Below are 12,326 nucleotides of genomic sequence, written 5' to 3'. Positions count from 1 at the left end.
AATTTTTCGATTATCAGGCAGCAATTTGCTGATAATTTTGCATATAATTCAGATATACATTCATAGGCTTTTTATAACCAATACTTGAATGAAATCTGTGATAATTATATTTATTCAGATAATGATCAATCCCCTCTTTTAACTCTTTAACATTGTTAAAATCATTAATAAAGATACAATTATATTTTAAAGTTCTAAAAAACCTTTCTATTACTATATTATCAATACTTCTACCTTGGCCATTCATTGAAATTTGGATATCATGCTCCTTGAGAATATTTATGTGGTCATAACTGGTATATTGGCTACCTTGATCACTATTAAATATCTGTGGAGCGTTATACTTACTGAGAGCTTGTTTCAAGACATCAGTTACAAGAGATGCATCCATAGAATTTGACAGTTTATAGCTCAATATGGCCTTGCTATGCCAATCTATAATAGCTGCCATATACATAAAGCCACCATTAGTTCTAATGTAAGTAATGTCACCACTCCAAACCTCATTCACATTAGGCACATACACTTGCTTTGTTGAGCCAGATTTAGTCCAATATTGATCAAGTAAGTAGCTATAGATCTTATGCTCACTATCGTTTCGAGAAGTAGATTTTTTCTTATGTGGGTAAATAGCTTCTATACCCATCATCCTCATATATTTCAGTACTCGATCTTTACCGACAATAAAACCATCTTCTAGTAACTGTTGATGAATATAGCGATAACCAAATTCAGGATTATCTGTATATATTTCATCTATTCTATTTAAAATACTTAATTTATTTATACTCATCTCCTTGGATTTATAGTAGGCTGTAGATCGACTAATCTTTAATAGTTCACACTGTCTTGATTTTGAGAGTTGATTTAGCTTGGAGTGTACAAGACTCTTTTTATTTGATAAATCCAAGCTTTTGAGCTTTCCCACGGCCCAGTCCCTCTCAACTGTGATTCTACCAAGAGCTTTAGCAAGCTCATCATTTTGCTCTTGTAAATGATTTATTTGTTCTTGATATTCACTCAAAACTTTAGCTGGTTCAAAAGCTAATGCCGCATTACCTAAAAACTGTTTTTTCCAATTTTGAATTGTTTTAACACTTATTGCATATTTTGAAGCTAACTGACCAAGTGTCGACTCCTCTTTTATTAATTCTAATACTATCCCCGTTTTTTCTGAAGCACTGAAAATTTTTACTTTATTTTTCTTCATCTTTCCTCTTAAGTTTATTGCTATTTATTCTAACTTATTGCGGAAACACACTCCTTCATTTTTTTGTCCAATTTTTTTAGTCCATTATATACCTTACTCTTCTCCTTTACATTGCTACCACTATACCCAAGATCAACAAATGATTTCTTTATCTTGATTCCAGTGACACTCTCTACTGCTTCAAAGCTCTGATGCAATGTATGACCATCATAAGGATTATTATGAAACGATTTTGCGGATAAAACAAAATTTCTACGACCACTTACTACTACCGCTACTTTATTGCCAAACTCATATGGCTTGTTGCGTTTTCCCTTTCCTATACACTCTACTTCAGGGGCATGAAAACTATATAATACTTTGTTATCTTCTTTATATTGCTTTTTAGCTTCTCTTTTTAAAACAGATTGGTTATGTATTTGTTTTATTTTTTGCAATACTTCTTGATTTTTGAGAGACAAGTTTAATTGCTTATTTTTGATCTCACGCTCACATACTCTAATCAAACGACCCAGTAATATTTTTAAATGCTTCATTATTTTCCAACGCTTCTTGGCTTTACTATGTTCTTTATATTTCCATAGCTTTACTATATCGCGTTTATAGGTTCTAGCGTATGTTTCATTCAAATGTATACCCAAACTGTTGCAAAGCTTTACTATGCTAAGCCTAGCTTTATCCATTAAATAAACATCGTGTGGGTGTTTGATATTCTTAATTTGTACAGTCGTATCAGCGATGATTAATTCCAAATCTTTTTTTTTAATTGTGTTAGTTTTTATCCCAACCCTGATCAACTCCGATAATATCTCATTATATCCAGCTTCACCTAATACACTACGAAACCGTCGTATACTAGTTTCCGAGATAGCTATGTCTTTTTCTATATATTCCCACCCGCAGAAATACTGCCAATACATATTCTCTTTTAGCTCTTCCTCTGATAATGAATCTGAAAAATTATACATTGCTTGTAGCATCGTTATGCCAAGCATCACTCTATGACATTTTCTATTTCTACCAAATTTCTTAATACAAACATTTTTTGATAACCACTCTTCGAGCCTAGACCAATTTATTAATTCTCTTAATTTATATAGCTTATTATTTGGGTTTAATTCTTCTTTTAATTTATAACCAAACAGTTTCCCTTGTTCTTGCGATTTGATAATGTTGTCTATTGGCATTGACTGAAATCCATAAGGTTTATGACCATATTTTATCATTTTCTTACGGATTGTTGTATTACTTCTTGTCTTAAAACCATATTATCTATAAGGCTTGTAGAGTTTTGGCGGACGGACTATCTAACGTTATGCTTTTGATTATATGCGACAATTGTTTAAGTTTTTTATTCATGTTACCAATCACATCTTGTGTTCTTTTTGAACGGTTTAAAGTGAGAAACACTTTTTGTGTTCTGATATCCACAAGAGCGCCTATATTACGACTTTGATTACCTTTGTTAAAAGTTAAATCACCTTCTAAATGACCTATTGCTGCTATCTTTCTATTTATCTCTGGTCTTTCAGTAATGGAAACTCGATTTGGTATTGTAATTCTTTTGTTTCTGATTCTTGTACCATGATGCAACCTATTTTTCCTTTTTCTTGCTAAAGATATAGCTAACGCGAAAAGGTTTTTACCATAGTTTTTGTATTTACTCACATATTCACCAGATCTAAATCCTATTAAACATTGCTGGACTAACTTTAAAAACTGTTTACATAAAATTATTGATCAATGCCTAAGTTTTTCCTAATATGTGGTAGAAACATTTCCGTGTTAGCTATAAATATAATTTTTGCCTTTGTGCTATAGGAGATGTATAAATAAACTGGTATATACTCTCTGTAGAAATATTGACAGTATCTCGTGATAGTTTACGTCTACCTGAAATTATATCTGGTGAAATACCCTGTGTTAACTGCTTTATTATTTCTGCTCGTAAATTATTATCAATATCTAATTTTCTTTTTCTCTTACCTTGCCTTAAACTGCAAGCAAGTGTGTTAGCCCTATCTGGTCTATAATTATGCCTCATTCTCTTGAGTTCATAACATATAGTGCTTTTATCACGGCCAATCTTTGTCCCTATATATCGCGAGCTATAACCACTCTTATTCATTTCGTATATTTTAAATCTTTCATCTATCGTTAAATGAGCCATGATATATCTATATTTAATTAATTATAGAACTTTCCAAGTAATAAAACTAAATAACTCAGAACTCTTGGTTTTAGAGCTATAAAACGAGTATATGATGGAAGAGTTACAAAGTCTGATTTATATAATTGTAGATAGGACATATAAAAATATTTAAAGTTTTTACAAGGTGATTGATGGTATAAAAGCACTATTGTTAACAGCTCAGAATAGCTTATTTCAGGCTTTCTTGTAGGGTTTTTATTAATTAACCTGAATTCTGGATTAGCTAATTTTGAGATATAGCAGGTTTGTTAGGTTTCATACAGTATGCAATTAGGGCGGATAAGATATGTACAAAGGCATTCCAAATTGATCTATGTCTTGTATGTTCGATCTCGAAAGCACCCTTCAGCACACTAAATACTGTTTCGATAATTGAGCGTTTGCGTAATAATATTTTTTCAAATAATGGCATAAGTTTATTCTTCATTTTCTTCTTTATGCCAGTTACTAACTTGATTCCTTTGCTGTATAGATCATCAAAGAGCTCCTGTTTGATATAACCCTTATCGCCAAACAATAATCCCGTGATATGTTTGGTGATTATCGAAACCGGCGCTCTATCATCTACATTACCAGGCGTTAGTTTTAGACCTTGAATCTCACCTTTTTCGTTAATAACCAAATGTAATTTTAGACCAAAAAACCAACTTTTTGTTGTTTTACCCAAAGCAGCAATACCGGCAAAGACTTTATTACGAGAGATTCTTTTTCGATGACAAACCTCTAAAGATGTGGCGTCAATATAAGAAACTCCCGTAGATTGAGCTGCCTGCATATACCATTCAAGTAATAAAACTAAATAACACAGAACTCTTGGTTTTAGAGCTATAAAACGAGTATATGATGGAAGAGTTACAAAGTCTGATTTATATAATTGTAGATAGGACATATAAAAATATTTAAAGTTTTTACAAGGTGATTGATGGTATAAAAGCACTATTGTTAACAGCTCAGAATAGCTTATTTCCGGCTTTCTTGTAGGGTTTTTATTAATTAATGGTAGAAATGATTTATTAATCCACTGCTCGCTAATTTTACAAAAATCATCGACAAAACAAAATAATGCAGTAATATCTTTCTTCATGGGGATACTCTTGTTTTTTTGCTAAAAATTATATAGAGTATCTTCTATCCCTTGTAAATACTTACTTCCAAACCTAGATTAATCCAGAATTCAGGTAATTAATGGTAGAAATGATTTATTAATCCACTGCTCGCTAATTTTACAAAAATCATCGACAAAACAAAATAATGCAGTAATATCTTTCTTCATGGGGATACTCTTGTTTTTTTGCTAAAAATTATATAGAGTATCTTCTATCCCTTGTAAATACTTACTTCCAAACCTAGATTAATCCAGAATTCAGGTTTAAAATATTACAATTAGCAAAAATGTATGGAGAATTGAATGTAGTTACTGCATTAGAAGTGCTATTAGAAAAGAAGATTGAGCCAATAATTGATCATATTACAGATTTACTAAATAGCCAGACTCAAACTGTTTGTTCAGTAAAAATTAATCAACCAATACTGTCTGAATATGATCAATTACATTGCTTTAAAACAATGGAGGTTGCATGAGTAAACAGATAATATAGCTAACACGGGAAGGTTTTGACCATTGCTGCCGTTATTGCATCACGAAAATCTTTAAAGTTTTTAATAATTTTTCTCAAGTAATTTTTAAAATTAGCCCAACAGTGTTCAATAGAATTTAAATCTGGAGAATAGACCGGTAGATAAATAAGAGTACAACCCGCTTTTTCTATTAATTCCTTTACCAACGGTGACTTATGAATACTCGCATTATCCATTATTACACATTGTCCAGGTTTTAGTGATGGGCATAATAGCTCACCTACCCACTGATTAAATAATTGCTTATCAATATAACCGGAATGCTCTAACGGAGCAATTAATTCTTTGGTGCCCTTATTATAAACCAGCAACTATATTTACTCGCTCAGTAGCAAAACCTGCTTGCTCTGAGTAAGCTCTTGTTCCTCTTTCTGACCATCCGTACAACATGGTTATATTATTACTTACCCCCATTTCGTCACAATACACAAGTTTATCAGATGCTATTTGATCAATATATTCCACAAATTGTTTTCTAGCTTCTTCATCCCTGCCTTTGTATTTTGGCTCTTTTTTTATATGTAATTTTCATTCTATGAAGCGTGTCATAAAATGTGCTCATTGGCAGCTCGGGCGCTACTGCATCTCTTATATCTATAGCTCGGCTATCAGGATTATTTGCTAAAAATTCAATTATATTCTCCTTATTAGTAAACCTAGCATCACGTCCACTTTGCAGATGTTGTCTTGAGCTGTAGTCTCCATTTTCTTTATAACGTCTAATCCAATTTGATATCGTATGACGCTCTATACCTAATAAGTCTGATATTGCTTTTATTCTATATTTAGAGGTTTTGTGAAGACTGATTACCCTATCTCTTAAATCCTGACTGTATGCTTTCATCTCTACCGTAGTTAAAATCATTATCTTACATTATTCTAAGGAATAATTCTAGTCGCGTTAGCTATATCATACTTGCTATAACCTAAATGTTCTCAGGAGTTTCGCACTTAGCAAAATTGTGTATTAGTTAGAAGCCATTTAATGTTGTTCTGAATTGATGTTTTTATAACTTCCCAAGTTTGTTGATATAAAGTAATGTTTTCATTTATCCTCCTTTTGTTCATATCAAGCCAGGCCAATACAGCAAGGCAAATATGATTTCTTTGAGCTCGACCCGTGCGTGCCTGACAGCATTCAATACCACAAGTTTGTTTCAATTCTCGATGATAAACTTCTATAGACCAACGCGCCTTAACAATTTTCTCTATTTGCTCACGTGTAGGATTCTCTAAATTAGTTGTTATGTAATCAATGCGACCATTTTTTGCCACAAACTTAAATACCGTAACCCAACCGTATCCACGTAGGTGAATTTTTAGCCCTTCATCGGGAATCTCTAAAGTTTCCAAGCTAACATTACGATTAACTTTTCTATTTTTTCTTAGGTTGGTAACCCATATCCAACCTAAATTACGTATATGTTTTAAATTATCCAAACCACTATACCAAGCATCCATAACTATAGCATCAGGCTTGATACCTCTTTCTTTAGCTAAAGTAAGCATATCACAAAAATGCTCGTTCTTTGTTTTACCATCAGTTTCTTTATCATATATTCTATAATCTACAGGAGTAGATTGATCAATTTGAGTATTGTAATGCAGTAAGTTTACCATTCCTATACCAGGTATAACATCATGTACAGCCCCAGAATATTGATAATTTACAAGCTCGATCCTCTTACTGTATTGCTTTGACAATAAGGTGTCATCTCCCACTAATAAACAAGGATCTTCCAGATCAATATATTTTGACACTTTGCTATAGATTTCGCTAGGGCGAAAATCCTTACTCTTTAACCATCGACTTGCACTATCGTGCGATAGATCTAATGGACTTACTTCAGATAATGCTTTGCTAGTATATCTTACACTACTTGCTTGTAAGAATGATTTATATAAATCTTTGCTACATTTTGATCTTGTCATTTTTATCTAAAACTATTTTTCTCTAGATTAGCATATTATTTGCTAAGTGCGAAACTCCTGGTTCTGACATCTCAGCATGCAGTGCTCGCTCTAAAATACCCTTGGTTAATTCCTTAATTAATCCATTCTGACTTAGTACTGTTTTTAAATCTACTCCACCTTCTATCAGCAAATCTATTGCTTCATTTATTTTTTTATTCTTCTCTATTTGCATTTCTGTTACCTATATTTTTAATTACTTCTAATATAGGCTCAACAAAAATTTACACAATCATTGCAAAAGACTCTCTATCCCTTGTAAATACTTACTTCCAAACCTAGATTAATCTCTCAGGGTTTAATTCCCCGAAGCTCTGCTTCGTGATATCATAAGAAACAACTAAAACTTTTTTAGATACCTCGTAGCTCTGCTGCGAGGAGCATCATTATAACCTATCCTAGAAATTTATACACTTACTGAAACAGCGCCCGGAAACTACGCCCATACCGAAAGTAACTGCAAAAATCTTTCCCCAGAATTTATATATTTCCTGATAAACAGTTTTCTCTGTTTTTAACCATAATCCCTCAATTACTGCCAAAAAGCTTGCAAGACCTATAGTAAATGCTGGAAATATGATATGAAAGCTTATGGTAAAAGCAAACTGAATTCTTGATAATAATACTTGATCAAATTCCATATATTACAAAACCATAACTAATAAATTTCTGTATTTGATTTAATTATCCACCTTTGCTATTATCAAATTCTATCTGATTAGTTTTAACAAATTTTCCTTTTTCGGAGTTCCAATTATAATGAACATTTACTATTCTTATTTCTGTAACATTAACATCACCGTTTGGCAATTGCGTAACATCATATCCTTTACGGATAGAATCAGTAATTAACAGGCTTGCTTGGCAAAGATATTTTACATCGAAGAATGGATAATTATCATCTTTCATGTCTTCTTGTTCTTCTAAAAAATTATTAGATAATTCTTTCTCTTGCATTTCTAATGATTTTGAGTTTATTTTCTGATTTTTGTAACACTATTTAATCTCTCAGGGTTTAATTCCCCGAAGCTCTGCTTCGTGATATCATAAGAAACAACTAAAACTTTTTTAGATACCTCGTAGCTCTGCTGCGAGGAGCATCATTACAAGAAGCAAGATTTTTCAATATATTTAATCCCTGTTGGGTTAAATTCCCCGTGGCTTGCCACGATTATTCTCTCAGGGTTTAATTCTCCGAAGCTCTGCTTCGTGATATACTACTTGAATGGAAGAAAGCAGTTATATACATAAGAGTCATAATGTCACAGTACTCATATATCATTTAGTAACGCCGGCAAAGTATAGAAGAGTAATATTCAATCAAGAACTAGATGATTATTTACCAATGTATAGCCCAACAAAAATAACTCAAATCATAAAAAGTATTACTTCTAAGAAAATGTTTGAGAAATATCCAAATCTTAAAGAAAAATTATTGGGAAGTGAGTTTTGGAGTAAAGGATATTTTATGAGCACAGTAGGTAAACATGGTGATGAGCAGAAATTACGTAATGATGTACAGAATCAAGGTTCAGGCAAACCTTCTTATAAAGCATTTCAACAAAAACAGTTAAAGCTTTTTGGATAGATACCTCGTAGCTCTGCTGCGAGGAGCATCATTAAAACTTTTGTGTCAAAACTTCAGTAAAATATGAGGTAACATTATAGTGATAAAATATCCTACTTTATCCAAATCGACGCTTAGTTTAGGTATTTATTTTTTAAAATTCGATAAAGTTAAAATTCTCTTATTAACTGCTAGTTGTATCATATTTGGTATGATTCCGGCAGTTGATAGTATATTATTGCAAAAGATTATCGATTTAATTGAGTCATTTAGTGACGATAATGCACATAATCTTTTATCTTCAATGATTTATTGGGCAGTATTTTATGCCCTTTGGTGGGAGGGAATTAATATCGCTTACCGCTCATACGATTATTTATATCTAAAAACCATGCCGGTTATTAAAGGAAAGATATTAAATGAGCTTTATAATTATACCCAGTATCACAGCCATAAATTCTTTCAAGACAATCTAGCAGGGCATATTAGCAATAGAATTACTGAGACTGCTAGATCATTTGAAATGATAATTTCGATATTTGGTGAGAAAATTCTCCGTAAGCTAGCAATTATTGCTTTTGCACTAGTTGCTTTATATTCGGTACATTATATTTTTGCTACCATATTTATTATCTGGATTACAGTTTTCTTAGGGCTTAGCGTTTTATTTTCAGGTAACATTAATAGATATTCGCTAAATTATGCACGAAGTCAATCGCTTGTTGCTGGTAGCATTGTTGATGCAATCAGTAATATCAATGCAGTTAGAATGTTCACCTCTCATAAATTTGAGCGTCAACATTTAGAAACAAGGGTAGAAAATGCCGTAGCTGATGAGCAAACTATGCAGTTTTTTATGTTCAAGCTGCGTTATGCTCTTGGCACTTCCTGCTCGCTAATGCTTTTTGTCATGATTTACTATCTATCAACGCTTCGTAGTGAGCTAGCTATAACCATAGGTGATTGTGTGCTAGTGTTAACCTTGTGCATAAACGTATCGGATAATATTTGGGATTTAACTCAAGAAATCGGTGATATGTTTGAACAGGTGGGAGCATTTAATCAAGGTCTATCGCTAATGGGACCACATATTATAACCGATATAGAAAACGCCTCTCCTTTAGATATAAAAGATGGCATTATTGAATTTAGAAATGTTACATTTAATTACCATCATAATAATAACTTATTCCGTAATAAATCAGTATTAATTCCAAGTAAGCAGAAAGTAGGGTTAGTTGGATTTTCCGGCTCAGGGAAAACAACTTTTATTAGCTTAATTACTAGATTACACGATATTGAAGATGGCATGATTTTAATTGATGGTCAAAATATCAAAAATGTAACGCAAGATTCTTTAAGAAAGGCTATTAGCCTTATCCCGCAAGAGCCGATACTTTTCCATCGTACTATTTTAGAAAATATTAGATATGGTCGTAAAGAAGCATCATTTGAAGAGGTAGTTGAAGCAGCAAAAGCCGCTCATATACATGAGGTGATTAGTAAGTTACCTGAAGGGTATGATACTATGTGTGGTGAGCGAGGTAACAACCTCTCAGGTGGTCAGCGTCAGAGAGTTATTATAGCAAGGGCTATCTTAAAAAATGCACCTATCCTAATTCTTGATGAAGCAACAAGTAGCCTAGATAGTGAAACAGAAAGCTTAATTCAAGAATCAATGGAATATTTAATGCAAAATAAAACTGTGATAGTTATTGCTCATAGATTATCGACTTTGCTTAATATGGATAGGATTTTAGTTTTTGATAAAGGTAGTATTACTGAAGACGGTGGTCACTCAGAGCTGTTAAAAAATAGTAAGCTTTATCAAAAATTATGGAATTCACAAGTGAAAGGCTTAATAACCTAGATTTATGGGTAACTGAAGTTTTGACAAAAAATTTTTAATGATGCTCCTCGCAGCAGAGCTACGAGGTATCTATCCAAAAAGCTTTAACTGTTTTTGTTGAAATGCTTTATAAGAAGGTTTGCCTGAACCTTGATTCTGTACATAATTACGTAATTTCTGCTCATCACCATGTTTACCTACTGTGCTCATAAAATATCCCTTACTCCAAAACTCACTTCCCCATAATTTTTCTTTAAGATTTGGATATTTCTCAAACATTTTCTTAGTAAGTAATACTTTTTATGATTTGAGTTATTTTTGTTGGGCTATACATTGGTATTGACTGTAATAAAAAATGTACGTGATCTTTATCTACTCCTATTTCTAAAAACCGGAAAGTTCTATAATTAATTAAGCCAGATATAATCAATTTTTAATCTCTCAGGGTTTAATTCCCCGAAGCTCTGCTTCGTGATATCATAAGAAACAACTAAAACTTTTTTAGATACCTCGTAGCTCTGCTGCGAGGAGCATCATTTAAATATAGATATATCATGGCTCATTTAACGATAGATGAAAGATTTAAAATATACGAAATGAATAAGAGTGGTTATAGCTCGCGATATATAGGGACAAAGATTGGCCGTGATAAAAGCACTATATGTTATGAACTCAAGAGAATGAGGCATAATTATAGACCAGATAGGGCTAACACACTTGCTTGCAGTTTAAGGCAAGGTAAGAGAAAAAGAAAATTAGATAGTCCGTCCGCCAAAACTCTAAAAGCCTTATAGGCAATAGGGTTTTAAGGCAAAAATGCATAGTAAAATCCATAAGAAAATGAAAGGTTTTATATCAAAAGCTTATGGAAATACAAAAAAATGACAATAAAAAAATGAATGCATTTTGGGAAATAGTGTGGTTTTTAATACAAAAATTTAAAATCAGCCCTCAAAATTAGAGTAATTTGCTCTAAAATCGCACTATTTTTGGAAATTAGTGACACAAGTGATATTTTTTAGAGTTTTGGCGGAGGGACTAGATATTGATAATAATTTACGAGCAGAAATAATAAAGCAGTTAACACAGGGTATTTCACCAGATATAATTTCAGGTAGACGTAAACTATCACGAGATACTGTCAATATTTCTACAGAGAGTATATACCAGTTTATTTATACATCTCCTATAGCACAAAGGCAAAAATTATATTTATCTTTAGCAAGAAAAAGGAAAAATAGGTTGCATCATGGTACAAGAATCAGAAACAAAAGAATTACAATACCAAATCGAGTTTCCATTACTGAAAGACCAGAGATAAATAGAAAGATAGCAGCAATAGGTCATTTAGAAGGTGATTTAACTTTTAACAAAGGTAATCAAAGTCGTAATATAGGCGCTCTTGTGGATATCAGAACACAAAAAGTGTTTCTCACTTTAAACCGTTCAAAAAGAACACAAGATGTGATTGGTAACATGAATAAAAAACTTAAACAATTGTCGCATATAATCAAAAGCATAACGTTAGATAATGGCAAAGAATTTACCAATCATGAACAACTATTGCCAAAATCTGAACGAAAAGTATATTTTTGCAATCCTTATTCTCCATGGCAAAAACCATTGATAGAGAAGATTAACTCAATGGTGCACAGAGTATACTCTAAATCTTTAGATATAAAAAAATTAACAATAAAGCAATTACAAGAAATTGAGGATTTTTTAAATAATTTACCAAGAAAAGTGCTCGGTTATAAAACACCCAATGAGGTATGGGAAGAAAATATAAATCTGGCTTAATTAATACTGGAATTTACCACCTAATTTCATAACGATCTTCTATGTGCTCACAAATTTTACACAAATAATCATCTCGTTC

At 32.2% G+C, this 12,326-nt stretch carries 14 protein-coding genes and 6 pseudogenes; 5 read left to right on the top strand and 15 right to left on the bottom strand.

Annotated elements, in window-relative coordinates; genetic code table 11:
• Positions 1–13: 13 nt before the first annotated feature.
• The 7 genes and pseudogenes from AAHI98_RS11965 to AAHI98_RS18725 form a co-directional block, all read right to left on the bottom strand.
• Positions 14–1,210 carry an IS3 family transposase gene (locus tag AAHI98_RS11965; RefSeq protein ID WP_342224752.1) on the bottom strand — a complete coding sequence of 399 codons (1,197 nt, stop codon included), beginning with the start codon at positions 1,208–1,210 and terminating at the stop codon, positions 14–16.
• A gap of 29 nt (positions 1,211–1,239) precedes the next feature.
• Complete coding sequence (locus tag AAHI98_RS11960) at positions 1,240–2,436, bottom strand: IS5 family transposase (protein ID WP_342225960.1); 1,197 nt, start codon at positions 2,434–2,436, stop codon at positions 1,240–1,242.
• A 76-nt stretch (positions 2,437–2,512) separates the two neighbouring features.
• Positions 2,513–2,830, bottom strand: a pseudogene (locus AAHI98_RS11955) (IS30 family transposase); the annotation flags it as partial.
• Positions 2,831–3,002: 172 nt separating this feature from the next.
• Positions 3,003–3,380 (bottom strand): annotated as a pseudogene (locus tag AAHI98_RS11950) (transposase); the annotation flags it as partial.
• A gap of 35 nt (positions 3,381–3,415) precedes the next feature.
• Positions 3,416–3,619, bottom strand: a pseudogene (locus tag AAHI98_RS11945) (IS982 family transposase); the annotation flags it as partial.
• 26 nt (positions 3,620–3,645) lie between these two features.
• The gene (locus AAHI98_RS11940) at positions 3,646–4,506 is read right to left on the bottom strand and encodes an IS982 family transposase (RefSeq protein ID WP_342225957.1); all 861 of its coding nucleotides are present in this window, start codon (positions 4,504–4,506) and stop codon (positions 3,646–3,648) included.
• 96 nt (positions 4,507–4,602) lie between these two features.
• Positions 4,603–4,695, bottom strand: a pseudogene (locus AAHI98_RS18725) (IS982 family transposase); the annotation flags it as partial.
• 131 nt (positions 4,696–4,826) lie between these two features.
• On the opposite strand from AAHI98_RS18725, the gene AAHI98_RS11935 reads away from it, so the two are divergent.
• Positions 4,827–5,003: a hypothetical protein gene (locus tag AAHI98_RS11935; RefSeq protein ID WP_342224661.1), complete on the top strand. Its 177-nt coding sequence runs from the start codon at positions 4,827–4,829 to the stop codon at positions 5,001–5,003.
• Positions 5,004–5,020: 17 nt separating this feature from the next.
• Here the strand turns inward: AAHI98_RS11935 and AAHI98_RS11930 are convergent, their stop codons facing one another.
• From AAHI98_RS11930 to AAHI98_RS11905, 6 genes and pseudogenes are all read right to left on the bottom strand, one after another.
• Positions 5,021–5,371: a transposase gene (locus AAHI98_RS11930; protein WP_342225956.1), complete on the bottom strand. Its 351-nt coding sequence runs from the start codon at positions 5,369–5,371 to the stop codon at positions 5,021–5,023.
• Positions 5,372–5,544: 173 nt separating this feature from the next.
• Positions 5,545–5,925: an IS630 transposase-related protein gene (locus tag AAHI98_RS11925; protein ID WP_342224696.1), complete on the bottom strand. Its 381-nt coding sequence runs from the start codon at positions 5,923–5,925 to the stop codon at positions 5,545–5,547.
• A gap of 86 nt (positions 5,926–6,011) precedes the next feature.
• The gene (locus AAHI98_RS11920; RefSeq protein ID WP_342224656.1) at positions 6,012–6,992 is read right to left on the bottom strand and encodes an IS701 family transposase; all 981 of its coding nucleotides are present in this window, start codon (positions 6,990–6,992) and stop codon (positions 6,012–6,014) included.
• Positions 6,993–7,014: 22 nt separating this feature from the next.
• Entirely contained in the window at positions 7,015–7,206 is a 192-nt protein-coding gene (locus tag AAHI98_RS11915; protein ID WP_342225955.1) for a hypothetical protein, read from the bottom strand.
• 253 nt (positions 7,207–7,459) lie between these two features.
• Positions 7,460–7,672, bottom strand: a pseudogene (locus AAHI98_RS11910) (cytochrome ubiquinol oxidase subunit I); the annotation flags it as partial.
• A gap of 43 nt (positions 7,673–7,715) precedes the next feature.
• Entirely contained in the window at positions 7,716–7,988 is a 273-nt protein-coding gene (locus tag AAHI98_RS11905) for a DUF2671 domain-containing protein (protein WP_342225954.1), read from the bottom strand.
• A 268-nt stretch (positions 7,989–8,256) separates the two neighbouring features.
• Between AAHI98_RS11905 and AAHI98_RS11900 the strand changes: the two genes are divergently transcribed.
• Entirely contained in the window at positions 8,257–8,619 is a 363-nt protein-coding gene (locus tag AAHI98_RS11900; RefSeq protein ID WP_342225953.1) for a transposase, read from the top strand.
• Between the two features lie 79 nt (positions 8,620–8,698).
• Positions 8,699–10,468 (top strand): ABC transporter ATP-binding protein, encoded by a 1,770-nt coding sequence (locus tag AAHI98_RS11895; RefSeq protein ID WP_342225952.1) that lies wholly within the window; start codon positions 8,699–8,701, stop codon positions 10,466–10,468.
• Positions 10,469–10,537: 69 nt separating this feature from the next.
• Here AAHI98_RS11895 and AAHI98_RS11890 read toward each other — a convergent pair whose 3' ends face one another.
• Positions 10,538–10,726, bottom strand: a complete 189-nt coding sequence (locus AAHI98_RS11890; RefSeq protein WP_342225951.1) for a transposase — start codon at positions 10,724–10,726, stop codon at positions 10,538–10,540.
• Between the two features lie 4 nt (positions 10,727–10,730).
• A complete protein-coding gene (locus AAHI98_RS11885) occupies positions 10,731–10,877 on the bottom strand; it encodes a transposase (protein WP_342225950.1) in 147 nt (48 codons plus the stop codon).
• Between the two features lie 124 nt (positions 10,878–11,001).
• Here AAHI98_RS11885 and AAHI98_RS11880 point away from each other — a divergent pair, with 124 nt between their 5' ends.
• Entirely contained in the window at positions 11,002–11,241 is a 240-nt protein-coding gene (locus AAHI98_RS11880) for a helix-turn-helix domain-containing protein (RefSeq protein WP_342225949.1), read from the top strand.
• Positions 11,242–11,485: 244 nt separating this feature from the next.
• Positions 11,486–12,247, top strand: a pseudogene (locus AAHI98_RS11875) (IS30 family transposase); the annotation flags it as partial.
• Positions 12,248–12,326 lie beyond the last annotated feature (79 nt).

Source organism: Rickettsia endosymbiont of Urophora cardui (assembly GCF_964030725.1).
GTDB lineage: Bacteria > Pseudomonadota > Alphaproteobacteria > Rickettsiales > Rickettsiaceae > Rickettsia.
This window is presented reverse-complemented; position numbering and strand designations above follow the sequence as displayed.